The organism is Streptomyces sp. NPDC001407 (assembly GCF_042895325.1).
Taxonomy (GTDB): Bacteria; Actinomycetota; Actinomycetes; order Streptomycetales; family Streptomycetaceae; genus Streptomyces.
Genome location: NZ_JBIAWF010000001.1, coordinates 315,782 through 334,341 on the forward strand (window position 1 = coordinate 315,782; position 18,560 = coordinate 334,341).

Here is an 18,560-nt window from a genome sequence, read left to right on the forward strand (position 1 = left end):
CTCCGGCTACGCCGCCATGGCCACCTGGGCGGAGGCCGGCTGGAGGGCGAGTTCCAGGACCTGGCGGACGTCCGCGACCGGGTGGACGTCGAGCGTTGCGAGGATCTCCTCCGGCACGTCGTCCAGGTCGGGTTCGTTCCGCTTGGGGATGACGACCGTGGTCACCCCGGCCCGGTGCGCGGCGAGCAGCTTCTGCTTCACGCCGCCGACGGGCAGCACGCGGCCCGTCAGCGAGACCTCGCCGGTCATCGCCACGTCGGGGCGTACCTGGCGGCCGGAGAGCAGGGAGGCCAGGGCCGTCGTCATCGTCACGCCCGCGCTGGGGCCGTCCTTGGGGACCGCGCCCGCGGGGACGTGCAGGTGGACGCCGCGCTCCTTGAAGTCGCCGACGGGGAGCTCCAGTTCGGCGCCGTGGGAGCGGAGGAAGGAGAGCGCGATCTGCGCGGACTCCTTCATCACGTCGCCCAGCTGGCCGGTCAGGGTCAGGCCGGCGGCGCCGGTCTCGGGGTCGGCCAGTGACGCCTCGACGAAGAGGACGTCGCCGCCCGCCCCGGTGACCGCGAGCCCGGTCGCCACGCCCGGCACGGCCGTGCGCCGCTCGGCCGGGTCCTGCGCGGATTCCGGCGTGTGGTGCGGGCGGCCGATCAGGGCGCGCAGGTCGTCGGCGCCCAGGGTCACGGGCAGCTCGCGCTCGCCCAGTTCGTGCTGGGCGGCCACCTTGCGCAGCAGCCGGGCGAGGGCGCGCTCCAGGGTGCGTACGCCCGCCTCGCGGGTGTACTCGCCGGCCAGCTTGCGCAGCGCCTCGTCCTCCAGACTCACCTCGTCGGCCGCCAGTCCGGCGCGCTCCAGCTGCCGGGGCAGCAGGTGGTCGCGGGCGATGACGACCTTCTCGTCCTCGGTGTAGCCGTCGAGGCGGACGAGCTCCATGCGGTCGAGGAGGGCCTCCGGGATGGAGTCGAGGACGTTGGCCGTGGCCAGGAAGACGACGTCCGAGAGGTCGAGTTCGACCTCCAGGTAGTGGTCGCGGAAGGTGTGGTTCTGCGCCGGGTCCAGGACCTCCAGGAGGGCGGCCGCCGGGTCGCCGCGGAAGTCCGAGCCGACCTTGTCGATCTCGTCCAGGAGGACGACCGGGTTCATCGAGCCCGCCTCCTTGACCGCGCGGACGATCCGGCCGGGGAGCGCGCCGACGTACGTGCGCCGGTGGCCGCGGATCTCCGCCTCGTCACGCACACCGCCGAGGGCGACCCGGACGAACTTGCGGCCCATCGCGCGGGCCACGCTCTCGCCCAGCGAGGTCTTCCCGACGCCGGGCGGACCGACGAGCGCGAGCACCGCGCCCCCGCGCCGCCCGCCGATCACGCCTAGCCCCCGGTCGGCGCGCCGCTTGCGCACCGCCAGGTATTCGGTGATCCGTTCCTTGACGTCGGCGAGGCCCGCGTGGTCCGCGTCGAGGACGGACTTGGCGCCGGGGATGTCGTAGGCGTCCTCGGTGCGCTCGTTCCAGGGCAGTTCGAGGACGGTGTCGAGCCAGGTGCGGATCCAGCCGCCCTCGGGGCTCTGGTCGGAGGCCCGCTCCAGCTTCTCGACCTCCTTGAGCGCGGCCTCGCGGACCTTTTCCGGCAGGTCGGCGGCCTCGACGCGGGCGCGGTAGTCGTCCGGCTCGCTCTCGGGGTCGCCGCCCAGGTCCGCGAGCTCCTTGCGGACGGCCTCCAGCTGGCGGCGGAGCAGGAACTCGCGCTGCTGCTTGTCGACGCCCTCCTGCACGTCCTTGGCGATCGACTCGGCGACGTCCTGCTCGGCGATGTGCTCGCTCAGCCAGGTGACGGCGAGCCGCAGCCGGGCCACCGGGTCGGCGGTCTCCAGCAGCTCGACGCGCTGGGCGACGCTGAGGAACGGGGAATAGCCGGAATTGTCGGCGAGCTGGGCCACGTCGTCGAGCTGTTGGACGCGGTCCACGACCTGCCAGGCGCCGCGCTTGCGGAGCCAGCTGGTGGCGAGCGCCTTGTACTCCTTCACCAGCTCGGCGACCGCGCCGGGCAGCGGGTCGGGCACGCTCTCCTCGATCCGGGTGCCCTCGACCCACAGCGCGGCACCGGGCCCGGTCGTGCCCGCCCCGATCCGGACGCGCCCCAGCCCCCGGATGAGCGCCCCGGGGTCCCCGCCGGAGAGCCGCCCGACCTGCTCCACCCGGCCGAGGGTGCCGGTGCCGGCGTACGAACCCTCGACGCGCGGCACGAGCAGCACCTGCGGCTTGCCGTCCCCGGCGGCGGCCTGCGCGGCCTCGACGGCGGCCCGGACCTCACCGTCGGAGAGGTCTAGCGGCACGACCATGCCGGGCAGCACGACCTCGTCGTCGAGGGGCAGGACGGGCAGGGTGAGCGGTGTGGACGTGAAAGCCATGATCTCCCCTTCGGCAGGCAAGTTGAGCTATGTCGACTCAATGCGTGGCGCTGCGCGGATGTTCCCGGGGGGTGTTCGCTGTGAGCGATCACGCTGCCGCTGGGGGGCGGGGCGCGCTTTCGCCTGCGGCGGGCTTTGTTCCCCAGCCCCGCCCCTTCCCGGAACTGGGGCTTCGCCCCAGACCCCGGACCGCGCTGGCGCGCGGTGTCCTCAAACGCCGGACAGGCTGAAATTGCGCACCCACATCAGCCAAATCAGCCCGTCCGGCGTTTGAGGACGAGCGCCGCAGGCGCTGCGCGTCAGCCGACGTACCCCGCACATCGGGGTCTGGGGCAGCGCCCCCCACGCGGCGGAGCCACACATCAGATGCAGCCGGGAAGGGGCGGGGCAGGGGAAAAGCCCGCCGCAGGCGTGCGTCAGCCCCGCCCCGGGACCCGGTCGCGGATGAACGGGCCGCACGCCATCCCCGTGAGCAGCGCTATCGGATGGCCCCAACTCGCCAGCGGATCCGCGAATTCGATCAAGTCCTGCGCGCAGAGAAGGGCCGCGAATGCGAGGAGTGCCCAGCCCACTGGCCGGCGGAGGAGGACGGAGAGGGCGCCCACGGAGGCCATCACGCCGAAGCTGATGCCGTAGTCCAGCCGGTGCAGCGACGCCTCCGGCAGGCGGCCCGCCGCCACCGCGCCGGCCACCGGGAGCTCGGTGGCGAGGGTGGCCAGGACGTGGCCGAGGAGGAAGACCCCGGCCGTGCGGGCGGGGCCCGTGCGGCGTTCGAGCGAGCTGAGGACGACGGCGAAGAACAGCCCGTAGAGCGAATAGAGGCCGCCCGCCACCCACAGGGCACTGGCGACGAGGACGACGAGGGGCTGGTCGGCGAGGTGGGCGGCGTCGGTGCTGGAGTCGCGCAGGAGCTGGTTGACGGTCGCCTCGTCGCCGAGTTCGGCGAAGAGCGCCGTGCCGAGCAGCACGAGGCCGTAGACGAAGGTGAAGGGCGTGCCGGTGGGCGTCGGCAGGATCCGCCGCAGCCACCCCGCCCAGCGGGCCGGCGCGAAGCGGGACAGGGACAGCCGCTCCGGCGGTGCGGAAGCGACCGGCTCGCGCGGCGACGGCAGGCATACAGGCACAGACGCCGGCACAGACGCGGGCACAGCCACCGGCGCGGGCGCGGCCACGGCCGCCTCGGCGGCGGGCTCGGTCCCCGGCCCGGGGGCGCGCCCGCCGCCGGGAGACATCTCGGGGTCAACCACGGTCACTCGGCCAGGCCCCTTTCCGGCGGCTGCGCGATGGATCAGCGGGCGGGCCCTGCCCCGGGCCTCACTCTCCGCCCTCACTGTGAACATTAAGGTCCCCAGTGGCCCGGCAAATCAACCTCTGGCCGTGACTCCGGTCACGGCTCTCAACCGAAGATCCGTCCGCTGCGTCCGCCGGGCTCCCGACCTACGGAAGGCCCTGCCATGACCGATCAGGATGTCCGTCACGAATCGCCCGTCACCGTGGACCGCCGCGAGGGACCGCACGGCGAGGTCGTACTGCGCCGCAGGGGCGAGGTCTACGAGATCATCGCCAACGGCTGCTTCCTGATGGACACCTCCGACGGCCGCTCCGAGCGGCTCCTGGTCGACGCCGCCCTGGCCGCCCTGCCCGCCGGGCGGCGGGATCCGGCGGTGCTGATCGGCGGCCTGGGCGTCGGCTTCTCGCTGGCGCGGGCGGCCGAGGAGCCGCGCTGGGGCCGGATCGCCGTGGTGGAGCGCGAGGCGGCGGTGATCGACTGGCACCGCACCGGCCCGCTCGCCGCGTTCTCGGCGCGGGCGCTGGCGGATCCCCGTACGGAGATCGTGCACACGGACCTCGTGCGGTACGTACGAACGGCCCCCGTCACCTACGACGCGCTGTGCCTGGACATCGACAACGGCCCCGGCTGGACCGTCACCGAGGACAACGGCGGGCTCTACTCCCCCGCCGGGCTGCTGGCCTGCCACGACCGGCTGGCGCCCGGGGGCGTGCTGGCCGTGTGGTCGGCGCGGCCGTCGGAGACGTTCGAGGAGGCGCTCCGGAATGCCGGGTTCGAAGGGGTAAGGACCGAAGAGATCACCGTTGCCCGGGGCGTCCCCGACGTAGTCCACCTCGCGCTTCGTGCCGCGTAGCCGTCCCCAGCCACCTGCCCGTACTCTGCTTGCCACAGCCGCAGGACTGTGTGGAGAAGCAGGCCACGGAAGACGCTAGGGGCGGGGCGCATGGAGCAGACACACATCGGCCCGAACGGTGCCGCAGCCTCCGCCGGGGCACAGCGCCGGGTGCTCGTCGTCGAGGACGACCGGACCATCGTCGAGGCCATCGCGGCCCGGCTGCGGGCCGAGGGCTTCCAGGTGCGGACCGCGGGCGACGGCCCGGCGGCCGTCGACGCCTCCGAGGCGTGGCAGCCGGACCTGCTGGTCCTGGACGTGATGCTGCCGGGCTTCGACGGCCTGGAGGTGTGCAGACGGGTGCAGGCCCAGCGGCCGGTGCCCGTGCTGATGCTCACCGCGCGCGACGACGAGACCGACATGCTGGTCGGCCTGGGCGTGGGCGCGGACGACTACATGACCAAGCCCTTCTCGATGCGGGAGCTGGCCGCGCGGGTGCACGTGCTGCTGCGGCGGGTGGAGCGGGCGGCCCTCGCCGCGCACACGCCGCGCACCGGCATCCTGCGCCTGGGCGAGCTGGAGATCGACCACGCGCAGCGCAGGGTGCGGGTGCGCGGCGCGGACGTGCACCTGACCCCGACGGAGTTCGACCTGCTGGTCTGCCTGGCGAACACCCCGCGCGCCGTCCTCTCCCGCGAGCAGCTGCTCGCCGAGGTGTGGGACTGGGCGGACGCCTCGGGGACGCGGACCGTGGACAGCCACATCAAGGCGCTCCGCCGGAAAATCGGCGCGGAGCGGATCCGTACGGTCCACGGGGTCGGCTACGCGCTGGAGACCCCGGCGGCATGAGCGGCGGGACGGGCGGCGGGCCGGAGCGCACCGCCGGTGCCGGGGGCCCCGTCCGGGCCCGGGCGGAGGGCCCGCAGGACCGTCCGGTGCCGCCCGGCGGCCTGGGCGGCCGCGTCTGGGAGGCGCTGCGGCCCCTGGATCCCTACCGCTCGGTGAAGGCGGCGCTCGGCGCGCTGGTGATCGGGTCGGTGGTGATAACGACCTTCCTGGTCTTCGTGGCGCTCCACTCGGCGACCGAGCTCCGGGTGATCACGGTCTTCTCGATCATCGCCTCGCTGCTGATAACGCAGTTCGTGGCGCACGGGCTGACCGCGCCGCTGGACGAGATGACCGAGGTCACCCGGGCGATGGCGCAGGGTGACTACACCCGGCGGGTGGGGGCCGGGCGGCGGGACGAGTTCGGCGATCTGGCCACGGCCTTCAACCGGATGGCGGCGGACCTGGAGGCGGTGGACACCCACCGCAAGGAGCTGGTCGCCAATGTCTCGCACGAGCTGCGCACCCCGATCGCGGGGCTGCGGGCGGTGCTGGAGAACGTGGTGGACGGGGTCTCGGCCGCCGACCCGGAGACCATGCGCACGGCGCTGCGCCAGACGGAGCGGCTGGGCCGGCTGGTGGAGCAGCTGCTGGACCTCTCGCGGCTGGACAACGGGGTGGTGCCGCTGCACGCCCGGCGCTTCGAGGTGTGGCCGTATCTGGCGGGGGTGCTGAAGGAGGCGGGCATGGCCAACGGCTCGGGCTCCTCGCCGCACGCCCGCAAGGACGTCCATCTGCACCTGGACGTGTCGCCGCCGGAGCTCACGGCGCACGCCGACGCGGAGCGGCTGCACCAGGTCGTGGCGAATCTGGTGGACAACGCGGTCAAGCACAGCCCCCCGCACGGCCGGGTCACGGTGCGGGCGCGCCGGGGCGAGGGCGCGCAGTCGCTGGACCTGGAGGTGCTGGACGAGGGGCCGGGCATCCCGGAGGCCGAGCGGCACCGCGTCTTCGAGCGTTTCAACCGGGGCGGCTCGGGTCAGCAGGGGCCGGGCAGCGACGGCGGTACGGGGCTGGGGCTGGCGATCGCGCGCTGGGCGGTGGATCTGCACGGGGGAAGCATCGGCGTGGCCGAATCCCCTCAGGGCTGCCGCATACAGGTCACCCTTCCGGGCGGACCTCGCGATCAAGGTTGACGTAGGGTCGGTGGCGGAGGCACACATTCGAGGGAGTGTGGGGCACGCTCAAGCGAACCCTGATTCCCCCGGGGACTACGGAACCCCGTGTGTTTCCCGCCAAGTCATGCCTCGAAACCCTTCGATGAATGTGACTTGCGCGACGACTGGCCCGGGTGGCCTGCATCATCGGTACAGACAGGCGTAGCCTTTATTTCCGCTGTCCATCACCTTGTGAAGCGGAAGAGGGCGGTTGCCGCCGTGTCGCCACAGTCCCCCAACACCTCGAGCGTCTCGACCGACCAGGACGGGCAGGGCAAGAGCCCTGCCGACGTCTTCGGTCCCAATGAGTGGCTCGTCGACGAGATCTACCAGCAGTACCTCCAGGACCCGAACTCGGTCGACCGAGCCTGGTGGGACTTCTTCGCCGACTACAAGCCGGGTCAGACGGCGGCCGCGCCGCCACCGGGCCTGACCGGTAGTGCCCCGGCGCCCGCTGCCGCGCCTGCGGCGCAGGCTGCCCCCGCCGCGCAGCCCGCGGCCGCAGCTCCGGCTGCCCCGGCAGCCCAGCCCGCCGCGGCGAAGCCCGCGGCCCAGGCTCCGGCTGCGCAGCAGCCGACTCCCTCTGCCAAGCCGGCGGCTGCTGCCGCCAAGGCAGCTGAGCCGGCGAAGCCCGCAGCCGCGAAGGCCGCCGCGCCGGCCGAGCCCGCCAAGGGCCCGGAGTACGTCCCGCTGCGCGGCCCCGCCGCCGCGGTGGCGAAGAACATGAACGCCTCGCTGGAGCTGCCGACGGCCACGTCCGTCCGCGCGGTCCCGGTGAAGCTGCTGTTCGACAACCGCATCGTCATCAACAACCACCTCAAGCGCGCCCGCGGTGGCAAGGTCTCCTTCACGCACCTCATCGGCTTCGCCATGGTGCAGGCGCTGAAGCTGATGCCGTCGATGAACTACTCCTTCGCGGAGAAGGACGGCAAGCCGACCCTCGTCAAGCCCGAGCACGTCAACCTCGGCCTGGCGATCGACCTGGTGAAGCCGAACGGCGACCGCCAGCTCGTGGTCGCGGCCATCAAGAAGGCCGAGACGCTCAACTTCTTCGAGTTCTGGCAGGCGTACGAGGACATCGTCCGCCGCGCCCGCGTCGGCAAGCTGACGATGGACGACTTCACCGGGGTCACCGCCTCGCTGACGAACCCCGGCGGCATCGGCACCGTGCACTCCGTGCCGCGCCTGATGCCCGGCCAGGGCCTCATCATCGGCGTGGGCGCCATGGACTACCCGGCCGAGTTCCAGGGCACCTCGCAGGACGCCCTGAACAAGCTGGGCATCTCCAAGGTCATGACGCTGACGTCGACCTACGACCACCGGGTGATCCAGGGCGCCGCCTCCGGCGAGTTCCTGCGGATCATGAACCAGCTGCTGCTGGGCGAGAACGGCTTCTTCGACGACATCTTCGAGGCGCTGCGCATCCCCTACGAGCCCATCCGCTGGCTCAAGGACATCGACGCCTCGCACGACGACGACGTCACCAAGGCCGCCCGGGTCTTCGAGCTGATCCACTCCTACCGGGTCCGCGGCCACGTCATGGCCGACACCGACCCGCTGGAGTACCGCCAGCGCAAGCACCCCGACCTCGACATCACCGAGCACGGCCTCACCCTGTGGGACCTGGAGCGGGCGTTCGCGGTCGGCGGCTTCGCGGGCAAGTCGCTGATGAAGCTGCGCGACATCCTCGGCGTGCTGCGCGACTCGTACTGCCGCACCACCGGCATCGAGTTCATGCACATCCAGGACCCCAAGCAGCGCAAGTGGATCCAGGACCGGGTCGAGCGCGGGCACTCCAAGCCGGAGCGCGAGGAGCAGCTGCGCATCCTGCGCCGGCTGAACGCCGCCGAGGCGTTCGAGACCTTCCTCCAGACGAAGTACGTCGGCCAGAAGCGGTTCTCCCTGGAGGGCGGCGAGTCCGTCATCCCGCTGCTGGACGCGGTGCTGGACGCGGCCGCCGAGTCGCGCCTGGACGAGGTCGTCATCGGCATGGCCCACCGCGGCCGGCTGAACGTGCTGGCGAACATCGTCGGCAAGTCGTACGCGCAGATCTTCCGCGAGTTCGAGGGCAACCTCGACCCGAAGTCGATGCACGGCTCCGGCGACGTGAAGTACCACCTGGGCGCGGAGGGCACCTTCACGGGCCTGGACGGCGAGCAGATCAAGGTCTCGCTGGCCGCCAACCCCTCGCACCTGGAGACCGTCGACCCGGTCGTCGAGGGCATCGCGCGGGCCAAGCAGGACATCATCGGCAAGGCGGGCACGGACTTCACCGTCCTCCCCGTCCAGCTGCACGGCGACGCGGCCTTCGCGGGCCAGGGCGTCGTGGCCGAGACGCTGAACATGTCGCAGCTGCGCGGCTACCGCACCGGCGGCACCGTGCACATCGTGATCAACAACCAGGTCGGCTTCACCGCGCCGCCGGAGTCCTCGCGCTCGTCGATGTACTGCACCGACGTCGCCCGGATGATCGAGGCGCCGATCTTCCATGTGAACGGTGACGACCCGGAGGCCGTGGTCCGCGTCGCGCGGCTCGCCTTCGAGTTCCGCCAGGCGTTCAACAAGGACGTCGTCATCGACCTGATCTGCTACCGCCGCCGGGGCCACAACGAGTCGGACAACCCCTCGTTCACCCAGCCGCTGATGTACGACCTGATCGACAAGAAGCGCTCGGTGCGCAAGCTCTACACCGAGTCGCTGATCGGCCGTGGCGACATCACCCTGGAAGAGGCCGAGCAGGCCCTGCAGGACTACCAGGGCCAGCTGGAGAAGGTCTTCGTCGAGGTCCGGGACGCCGACGCGGCCCCCGCGGCCTACGAGCCGGTGACCGAGCTGCCGCAGTTCCCGGCCCCGGTGAACACCGCGATCTCCCAGGAGGTCGTCAAGCGGATCGCCGAGACGCAGGTCAACGTGCCGGAGAACGTCACGGTGCACCCGCGCCTGGTGCCGCAGCTGCAGCGCCGCGCCGCCAGCATCGAGGACGGCACGATCGACTGGGGCATGGGCGAGACCCTCGCCTTCGGCTCGCTGCTGATGGAGGGCGTCCCCGTCCGGCTCGCCGGCCAGGACTCCCGCCGCGGCACCTTCGGCCAGCGCCACGCGGTGCTCGTCGACCGCGAGACCGGCGAGGACTACACCCCGCTGCTCTACCTCTCCGAGGACCAGGCCCGCTTCAACGTCTACGACTCGCTGCTCAGCGAGTACGCGGCGATGGGCTTCGAGTACGGCTACTCCCTGGCCCGCCCGGACGCGCTGGTGCTGTGGGAGGCCCAGTTCGGTGACTTCGTCAACGGTGCCCAGAGCATCACCGACGAGTTCATCTCCTCCTCCGAGCAGAAGTGGGGCCAGACCTCCGGCGTCACGCTGCTGCTGCCGCACGGCTACGAGGGCCAGGGCCCGGACCACTCCTCAGCCCGGATCGAGCGCTTCCTCCAGCTCTGCGCGCAGAACAACATGACGGTCGCCATGCCGACGCTGCCGTCGAACTACTTCCACCTGCTGCGCTGGCAGGTCCACAACCCGCACCACAAGCCGCTGATCGTCTTCACCCCGAAGTCGATGCTGCGTCTGAAGGCCGCGGCGTCGAAGGTGGAGGAGTTCACCAGCGGTTCCTTCCGTCCGCTGATCGGTGACGACACCGTGGTCACCGAGGACGTCCGCAAGGTCGTCTTCTGCTCCGGCAAGGTCTACTACGACCTGATCGCGGAGCGGGCCAAGCGGGGCGCCAACGACACGGCGATCGTCCGTATCGAGCGGCTCTACCCGCTGCCCGGCGAGGAGCTCCAGGCCGAGTTCGCGAAGTACTCGGCGGCGGAGAAGTTCGTGTGGGCCCAGGAGGAGCCGGCGAACCAGGGTGCGTGGCCGTTCATCGCGCTGAACCTGATCGACCACCTGGACCTGGCAGTCGGTTCAGACATCCCGGCCCGGGAGCGGCTGCGCCGGATCTCCCGGCCGCACTCCTCCTCCCCGGCGGTCGGCTCGGCCAAGCGCCACCAGGCGGAGCAGCAGGCTCTGGTCGCCGAGGTCTTCGACATCTGACCCCGGCGCGCAGGCGCTGAGCGAGAAACGCAGGGCCCCCACCGCTTCGGCGGTGGGGGCCCTGTGCCGTGTGCGGCCGCTCAGCCGAGGTAGGGCTCGAAGTCCCAGTACGGGCGGGTGCGCTGGCGGGCGGAGAGGGCGTGCGGGTGCTGGGCGCCCAGGGTGCGGGTGAGCCGCTGGAGGGCGTCCCGCTCGACCTTGGACGCCTCCTCGTGCTCGCGCAGGGCCCGCAGGTCGGCTGCGAGGGCGACCTCGCAGGACAGGGTCAGGGGGTGGTCCTCGCCGAGGGCGTGCCGGGCCCGGCGGAGGGTGTCGCGGCTGAGCTCCAGGGCGGCGTCGAGGCGGCCGTTGAAGTTGCGTCCGGCGGCGGTGTTGAGGGCGCAGCCCAGCACCCAGGGGTGCTCGGTGCCCAGGGTCGCGGAGAGCCCGGCGTAGGCGGACTCGAACATGGTGAGCGCCTCGGCCCGCTCCCCGGACGCCTGGAGGACGAGGCCGGTGTTGGTGAGCATGCCGGTGGTGACGGGGTGGGCGGGGCCGAGGAGGGCGCGGAAGCCTGCCTCGCCCTCGGCGATGAGCTCGCGGGCGTGGCTGAGGTCGCCGTGCTCGCGGGCGTGGTTGCCGTGGTCGACGACGAGGCCGAGGGTGGCGTAGTGGCCCCGGCCGTGCACCTGCTCCATCTGTTCGAGGAGGCCGGCCATGGCGGCGCCCACGTCCTGGAAGCCGCCCGCGCGCCGCTCGCACAGCAGGAGGTTGTGGTGGGCGCGCAGGGTCTGCGGGTGCTGGGGGCCGAGGACCTGGAGGTGCAGCCGCATGCCGAGCTCCTGGCGGGCCAGCGCGTCGCGGTAGCGGCCCATCAGCCGCAGGTCGCGGGCGCAGGCGATGCCGGAGACGAGGGTGGCGGCGTGCCGGGTGCGCAGCAGGGACTCCCGCTTGCGGAGGGTCTCCAGGTCGGCGTCGTACGCCTCGGAGTAGCGGCCCAGCAGTCTGAGGCCGACGCCGAGGTTGTGCTGGGCGTTGAGGGTGAAGTAGTCGTCGGGGCCGAGGAGTTCCTGGGCGGTGCGCAGCACCTCGCGCTGGAGCTGGAGGGCTTCGGTGTACTGGCCGAGGTAGCGCTGGTCAGCGGCGAGGCAGCTGGTGGCGGTCATCAGGGCGGTGCCGTTGGCGGGCTGGGGGCCCGCGGGGGCGCAGGCGCGCAGCCGCTCCAGCAGTTCGCGGTCGAGTTCGTAGGCGGCGCGGAAGACTCCGTACGCCCGGAGGATGTTGCCCTGGCGGACGGTGAGGTCGAGCATGCGGGGGTGCTCGGGCGGGAAGAGCTCGGACCAGCGGGCGCGGACCTGCTCGGCGAGCTCGATGCCGGTGCGGAACTCGCCGCTGCGGTGGCAGTAGTGCAGGCAGTTGAGGACGGTCTCCTGGACCCGCTCGTCGTGGCTGCCGAGGGCGCCGGAGGGCTCCAGGTGCGGGAGGAGCTCGGCGTAGCGCGGCCAGAGCCGGGTGTCCTGGGGGTTGCCGGGGTCGGCGGCGGCGAGCATCCGGCGGACGATGCGCTGGTGTGCCTGGCGCTCCTGGGGGGAGGTGAGGCGGGCGACGATGTCGTGGACGAGCCGGTGCATGTGCACGGACTCCTGCTCGGGGCCGGGCTCGCCGGGGATGGTGCCGCGGGTGTCGCGGGTGAAGACCGAGTAGTTGACGAGGGTGTCGAGCGCCCGGGTCCAGCTGGGCAGGTCGGTGGCGAGCCAGCCGAGGCTCTCGGGCAGTCCGGCGGGCGGGAGGTGGCGGACGAGGCCGAGGGGGATCCGGCCGGGGGCGAAGGAGGTGCACAGCGTGAGGAGCTCCACCGCGTGCGGCTGGGACTCGCGCAGCCGGTTGATCAGTATCGACCAGGAGGTGAGGGAGGAGCGCGGCACTCCGTCGAAGTCGCCCTGCTCGGCGAGGCCGGAGAGCTCGCCGTCGCGGACCAGGCGCAGATAGTCGCCGACGGCCATGTCGGACTCGCCCAGCCAGGCGGCGGCCTGGACGAGGGCGAGGGGGATGTCGCCGAGCTCGGTGGCGACTTCCGCGGCCTCCTCGGCGGTGATGCGGGGTGCGCGGCGCATCAGATAGCCGGTGGACTCGTGCCGCTGGAAGCCGGGGACCTCCAGCGGGGTGGCGCCGTGGGCGGTCCAGCTGCGGTTGCGGGAGGTGATCAGCACATGGCCGGGGCCCTCGGGGAGCAGCTCGTGGGCGCCGTCGATGTCGTCCCAGCCGTCGAAGATCAGCAGCCAGCGGCCGTAGGGCTCGCCGCGGCGCAGTGCCTCGCGGACGGCGCGGATGCGCTCGCCGGGCTCGGAGCCGCTGGTCAGGCCCAGTTCGGCGGCGAGTTCACCGAGCCGCTCGCGCTGGGTGCCGCGCATGTCGGAGTTGACCCACCAGATGACGTCGTAGTCGGAGCTGAAGCGGTGGGCGTACTCGGCGGCGAGCTGGGTCTTGCCGATGCCGGACATGCCGAGCAGCGCGCAGACGGCGGTGCCCTGCTCGGCGTCGGTCAGCCGCTGCTGGAGCTGGTTGAGGAGCTCGTCGCGGCCGGTGAACCGGGCGTCGCGGCGCGGCACTTCGCCCCAGACGGCCGGCGGGTCGTTGGGGTAGCGGGTGCCGGGGCCCGCGGGGATGCCGCGGCGCGGTGGGCCGGGCGGCAGGCCGAGCCGCGCGAGGAGGCGCCGCTCGGCCTCCTGGGCGCCGATGCCGTAGAGGTCGGCGGCCTCCAGGACGGCGGTGGCGGTCGGCAGGGCGCGGTTGGTGAGGCTGACCGCGGCGAACCGCTCGGCGTGGTCGGCGACGACGCCGCGCAGGGCCTCGTCCCATTCGCCGTCGCGGCGGGGGCCCAGCTCGAAGAACCAGTCGCTGAGGACGAGCAGCAGCCGCCCGGAGGCCAGCAGCAGGTCCTCCAGGGCCCTTTCGAGGGGGACCTCCCGGCGTGGGTCCCAGCGGTGCAGGCTGACCCGGTGCCCGTGGCTCTCCAGCCGGTGCCGGATCCAGGTGGCCCAGGGCCGGTGGAAGCCGGCGAACACGACGACGAAGTGCTCGCCCTCGGGCCCCGGCCCGCTCGGCGCGGCACCGGTTCGCTCACTCATGCGCACGTCCCCTCACTGCTCCGCGCCGCGGCGGCCGGGATGGACCGACACAGCACCAAGATTACCGTACGTCACCGAAAGGTGACGGTCCGCCGATCACTACCGCCCGCCCGGCGGTCCGTCCCAGGCCCGCGTGGTGTGCCCGCATTTCTCTCGCGAACTCCACGCCCGCGGGGGTGAGTTCATTGGATTCAAGCAGGATGGGCAGGGCTTCCGCGACCTGTCGGCGGTAGGAATCGTGCCGGGCGCGCGCAGCACCCCGGACGCCGGCCGGGAGCCCCGCGCGCCCCGCGACGCGGCCCCAGAAGTCGGCGAGCGCCAGGTGGGCGTAGGTGCCCTGGAGGACGCCCGCGAGCGGGCGCGGATCGGTGCGCCAGGCGACCTTGTAGGCGGCGTACGGGCCGGCGTGGTGCAGCGGCAGCAGGTCGTGCAGGACCGCCAGCTTGCTGTGCTGCGTCTCGTGGACGAGCACGGCGGCGAGTTCGGCGGCGGAATCCGGCAGGGTGGCGAGGACCGCGCCGGGCGCGGCCCTGAAGGTCGCGCTGACCCCGTGCGCGCCCGGCCCGTACGGCCCGGCGCGGGCGAGCGGGACCAGGCAGCGCAGCAGGGCCGTGGTCTCGGCGGCGCGCTGCGGGTCGGTGGCGCGCAGCAGGGCGAGCGCGGACCGCCACCGTGGGAGCCAGGGGTCGGTGCCGGTCTCGGTGCGGGGCGCGGGAGGCAGTGCGGCGCGGCTGATGCCTTCGGGCGGGGCGCGGTAGGGGTCGAGGTCGTCCAGGAAGGCGGTGGTGCCGGGCAGTCGGCGCAGGCCGTGCCAGCCGGGGCCCGCGCCGTGGATCCGCCCGCCGGCGCGCAGCAGGACCGTGCCGGGGCCGGGCCCCTCGGGCCTCAGGTGCGCGGTGTGCGCGCGGGCGGTGAGCCGGACGGCGGGGGCCATCGTGGTGAGGACGCCGATGCCGGGCAGGGCGAGCAGACCGTCCCGGGGGGTGAGGGTGAGCGTGAAGGGGGTGCCCGCGCGGAGCGCGGCCGCGGCGGCGACGGACCCGAAGTGACCGAGGCGGCGGGCCGGTTCAGGGTTCGTGGAGGCGGCGAGGGCGCGGGCCAGCCAGGTGCCGACGGCGGGGTAGTCGAGGGTGTCGCGGACGGCGGCCGGGTCCCGCTCCTCGGCGCGCTCCAGCAGCCGCCAGTGCTCCTCGAAGCGCGCGCGGGCGGCGGGCGGCACGGCGTACGTTCTCCGGTCCAGGCCGGTCAGCAGGGACTTGAGCAGGACCAGGCGGCGGCTGTGCAGGCCGCGGAGCAGGAGGCCGAGGTCGGCGGGCGCGGACCGGGTGCGGGCGAGGCGGGCCAGGGCCGCGGGCGCGGGGACCTGCGCCCCGTTCGCGTCGACGCGCCGCACGGTCATCCCGGCTTCCCCGCTCCCCCATGTCGTCCATGTCGTCCGGATCCGGTCCCGCTTCAGGGCTTCTTGGGCGTTCCAGCGTCCTCGCCGCCGGAGTACCAGGTCTCCGCGATCCCGGCCGGGTCGAGCAGGACTTCCTCGACGGCGGCGCCCAGGGCGAGGTCTTCGCTGTGACGCAAGGTCCGCAAGGTCCGCAGGTCGACGCCGGTGAGGTCGGGCACCGGCGGCACCCGTTCCGCCGGGTGCGCCTGGCGGGCCTTCGCGGTGCGCTTGAGCTTCGGCACTCTGTGCTCCTCCCTGCCGCCCTCCACCGGCCCGTGGCCCCCGCGGCTGCACGGTTCTTCCCGGGGGCCGTCGGGCGGAAACCCGTTCGGGTGGCGTTCCGGTCACGGCTCGCTCAGGCGGCTCACGTGCTCCCGTGTCGCCTGGACCTCGGCCCAGGGGACGTCGGCGTGCCGGGCGGTGAGCTCGCTCCACTCGCGCGCCGCCTCGCGGTGGGCGGCGAGGGCCGCGACCGGCCGCCCCATGCGTTCGAGCACCTCGCCGAGGCGGTGGGAGGCGCGCGCGGCGAGCACCGAACCGGACGCCCCGCCGGGCGCGTCTCGGGCCTCCCGCACCGCCGCGGTGAAGGCGGCGACCACGCTGTCCAGGGCCACGGGTCCGCGCTCGTCGTGGAGGGTGAGCCGGGCCGTGCCCAGGTCCAGCCAGGACTCGGCGCGGGTGCGGGCGTCGGGGGCGTGCCGGGCTGCCGCCTCGAGCAGATGGACGCTCTCGTAGAGGTCGGGCGGGAAGCCCTGCCGGCCGAAGCGCAGCACGAGCGCGCGCCCGAGGAGCAGTTGGACGCGAGGCCGTCCGGGGTCCTTGCCGGAGCTGATCGCGAAGGCTTCCCGGAGCACGGACTCGGCCCGCGCGAGCGCCTCGGAGGCGGGGTCGAGCCGCGCGCGGCGCAGCAGCGACTCGCCCCATTCGGCGAGGAGCGCGCAACGCCAGGGGCTGTAGGGGCCGGTGAGGTCGACCGCCGCGGTGTAGGCGTCGTCCGCCCCGGCCCAGGCCTCCGCGGCCGTGCGCGCCCGGGCCAGCTCGGTGAGCCGGCGCAGGCGCAGCGGGTCGTCGGCGGCGAGGCGCCCGGCGCGGTCGAGGACGGCGAGGGTCTCGTCGGTGGGCGCGGCGGAGAGCCGCAGGGCCGTGGCGAGGTCGAGGAGTGCGGCGCACAGCTGGGGTTCGGGGGCGTCCTCGGCCTCCAGGAGGTCGCAGGCGGCGCGGAGTTCGGCGGCGGCGTCGACGGCGTACGCCTGTGGGTCGGGCACCACCTGGGCGAGGGCGAGGAGGACGCGGCCGAGGCGCAGCGTGCCGGTGGGGTCGTCGGCGGGCAGGGCGCGCAGGGCGCGTTCGGCGGCGAGCAGGTGGGCGGTGTCGCCGTCGTCCTGCCAGCGGGCGTGGTGGGCCGAGGCGAGTTCGAGCGCGGCCTCGGTGTGCGGGGTGCTGCCGGGCTCGGCGTGGTCGTGGGCTTCGGTGAGCAGGGCGACGGCCTCCGTCAGGGTCGCGGTGCGGGCGGTGGCGTCCCGGCGTACGGCTTCGGTGCCGGCGAGGGCCCGCAGGATGCCGCCGAGCACGAGGCGGCCGCGGACGCCCTCGGGGGTGTGCGCGGGCTGCCGGGCGTAGGGGGTGGCGTGCTCGCGGGCCTCGTGGAGGAGGGTGGGGTCGGCCTGGAGGTGCCAGAGCCGCAGCAGGCGCTCGGCCTCGCCGAGTTCGCCGTTCCCGCCCGTGTCCGCGGGCAGCGGCTGGTACCAGCGCACCACGCGGGCGGGGACCTCGGCGAACAGCTCGGGCTCGGTGCCGCCGCCGTCCTCGCCGGCGTCCGGGTGCCGTCCCTCCTCCGCTTCGGTGGTGCGGCCCGAGAGGCGGGCGACGGCGAGCGCGGAGAAGTTGCGGGCGCCCTTGCCGAAGTGCCGTTCGACGTATTCGGAGCAGTGCTTGAGGACGAGCGCGGCGGCCCCCTGGTCGAGGGACTGCAGGAGCAGCTCCCGTACGCCGTCGGCGAATTCGTACCAGTGACCGGCGCCGGGGCCCCGCTCCGGGCCGGGCAGTTGCCACAGCATGCCGCTGAGCAGCACTTCGGCCAGTTCCATGGGGCCGGTGTCGGGCAGCATGGCCCGCTGGACCACCTGCATCACGGGCAGGGCCAGCGGCACGGCGGCGAGGTGCACGGCGAGCCGCAGGGCCCCCGGGGAGGCGGAGGCGCGGAAGGCCCGGAGCAGTTCACCGGCGGCCGGCGCCGGGCCCGTGGCGGGGGCGGGGGGCCGGAGCGCGGGGTGCGCGGGCAGCACCCAGCCCGCGGCGCCGCGGACGGTGGTGCGGCCGGGGCCGGACAGCAGCCGGGCCCAGGCGCCCAGCGCCTCGCGGGTGGGCAGCAGGACGGGGACGGGCAGGGCGCCGGGCGGGGGCGGCGGCCCGTAGCCCTCGGGGGCGAAGCCGAGCCTGCCGCCGGAGCCGGGGTCGCGGGTCAGCAGCCCGGCGTCGGCGGGCAGGGCGGTGCGCGGCCACAGGCGCGGCGGCAGCGGCTGCACGACGGCGAGCGGCGAGGTCAGCGACCAGTGGTGGAGGAGCCGCTGGGCGCGGCCCTCCTGCCACAGCGGCCCCACGCAGTCGCTGATCACGAGCGTGAGGCGGCGGCCGGTGGGGTCGCGGAACTGGTCGGCGGGGCGCGGGTGGTGGGCGCTGCCGGGAGTCCGGCCGGGGGTGGCGGAGGTGCCGATCAAGGGGGTGCCGTCGGGGGCCCGGTGCAGATAGCGCACCTGTACGTCGCTGAAGGCACCCAACTGGGCGCAGCTCTGCCGGAGTTCCTCCAGCATCAGCTCCCACACGACCATGGACGGGGAGGCGTCCATGAGCAACTGCATGGCGGCCGCGCGGCGTTCGCCCCGGCGGTAGAGCGGTTCGAGGATGCCGGTACGGGCCGCGCGGTCGGCGGTGGCCTCCTCGTCGAGCGGGCCGCGCGGGGGCTCAGCGAGCGTGCGGTAGCCGCGCAGGGGGCGCAGCGACCGCTGGAGGTCGAGCAGGCCCGGCAGCGAGGCGGCCATGGGCACGCGTATGGGGAAGGCGCCGTCCCGGGCCGGCTCCCGGCGCGGCGGGCGCGGGCCTCCGGCGTACAGCCATACGGGACCCGACCGCTCGGCGTGCCGCACGGGCCCGCCTCCCGTGGGCGCGGGCGGCGCGCCGGGCGCGGGCGCGGTGGCCGTGCCGGGCGCGGTCACCGGGGCCGTTGCGGGCGGGGCGTCGGGGTCCCGTACGGGGGCGGGCTCAGGTCCGGGGCCGGCATCGGGACGGGCCGCCGGGGTGACCCACTGGGCGAGCCAGACCGCGTCGGCGATCTCCTCGGGCGTGAGGTCCCACGTGGCGGCCCGCAGGCGAGCGATCAGTTGCCCCAGCCGTGGCTCGGGGGGCGCCTTCATAC

General features: G+C 73.9%; 10 protein-coding genes. 4 read left to right on the plus strand and 6 right to left on the minus strand.

Annotated features, from left to right (window positions below):
• Window positions 1-6: 6 nt before the first annotated feature.
• Together lon and ACFY1P_RS01460 are read right to left on the minus strand one after the other, a co-directional pair.
• Window positions 7-2,400, minus strand: a complete 2,394-nt coding sequence (gene lon, locus ACFY1P_RS01455; protein ID WP_390749318.1) for an endopeptidase La — start codon at window positions 2,398-2,400, stop codon at window positions 7-9.
• A gap of 416 nt (window positions 2,401-2,816) precedes the next feature.
• Window positions 2,817-3,653 carry a rhomboid-like protein gene (locus ACFY1P_RS01460; RefSeq protein WP_390749319.1) on the minus strand — a complete coding sequence of 279 codons (837 nt, stop codon included), beginning with the start codon at window positions 3,651-3,653 and terminating at the stop codon, window positions 2,817-2,819.
• A gap of 201 nt (window positions 3,654-3,854) precedes the next feature.
• On the opposite strand from ACFY1P_RS01460, the gene ACFY1P_RS01465 reads away from it, so the two are divergent.
• The 4 genes from ACFY1P_RS01465 (at window position 3,855) to ACFY1P_RS01480 (ending at window position 10,603) form a co-directional block, all read left to right on the plus strand.
• Entirely contained in the window at window positions 3,855-4,544 is a 690-nt protein-coding gene (locus ACFY1P_RS01465) for a spermidine synthase (RefSeq protein ID WP_390749320.1), read from the plus strand.
• 90 nt (window positions 4,545-4,634) lie between these two features.
• Entirely contained in the window at window positions 4,635-5,372 is a 738-nt protein-coding gene (locus tag ACFY1P_RS01470) for a response regulator transcription factor (RefSeq protein ID WP_361526709.1), read from the plus strand.
• The gene (locus tag ACFY1P_RS01475) at window positions 5,369-6,544 is read left to right on the plus strand and encodes a HAMP domain-containing sensor histidine kinase (RefSeq protein ID WP_361526712.1); all 1,176 of its coding nucleotides are present in this window, start codon (window positions 5,369-5,371) and stop codon (window positions 6,542-6,544) included. Before ACFY1P_RS01470 ends, ACFY1P_RS01475 begins: the two co-directional genes overlap by 4 nt.
• Before the next feature lie 240 nt (window positions 6,545-6,784).
• A complete protein-coding gene (locus ACFY1P_RS01480) occupies window positions 6,785-10,603 on the plus strand; it encodes a multifunctional oxoglutarate decarboxylase/oxoglutarate dehydrogenase thiamine pyrophosphate-binding subunit/dihydrolipoyllysine-residue succinyltransferase subunit (protein WP_390749321.1) in 3,819 nt (1,272 codons plus the stop codon).
• A gap of 80 nt (window positions 10,604-10,683) precedes the next feature.
• Here the strand turns inward: ACFY1P_RS01480 and fxsT are convergent, their stop codons facing one another.
• From fxsT to ACFY1P_RS01500, 4 genes are all read right to left on the minus strand, one after another.
• Window positions 10,684-13,710: an FxSxx-COOH system tetratricopeptide repeat protein gene (gene fxsT / locus ACFY1P_RS01485; protein WP_361526718.1), complete on the minus strand. Its 3,027-nt coding sequence runs from the start codon at window positions 13,708-13,710 to the stop codon at window positions 10,684-10,686.
• A 61-nt stretch (window positions 13,711-13,771) separates the two neighbouring features.
• Window positions 13,772-15,109: an HEXXH motif domain-containing protein gene (locus ACFY1P_RS01490; protein ID WP_390749322.1), complete on the minus strand. Its 1,338-nt coding sequence runs from the start codon at window positions 15,107-15,109 to the stop codon at window positions 13,772-13,774.
• A 53-nt stretch (window positions 15,110-15,162) separates the two neighbouring features.
• The gene (locus ACFY1P_RS01495) at window positions 15,163-15,390 is read right to left on the minus strand and encodes a hypothetical protein (protein ID WP_361526724.1); all 228 of its coding nucleotides are present in this window, start codon (window positions 15,388-15,390) and stop codon (window positions 15,163-15,165) included.
• Window positions 15,391-15,492: 102 nt separating this feature from the next.
• Window positions 15,493-18,558: an SAV_2336 N-terminal domain-related protein gene (locus ACFY1P_RS01500; protein WP_390749323.1), complete on the minus strand. Its 3,066-nt coding sequence runs from the start codon at window positions 18,556-18,558 to the stop codon at window positions 15,493-15,495.
• Window positions 18,559-18,560 lie beyond the last annotated feature (2 nt).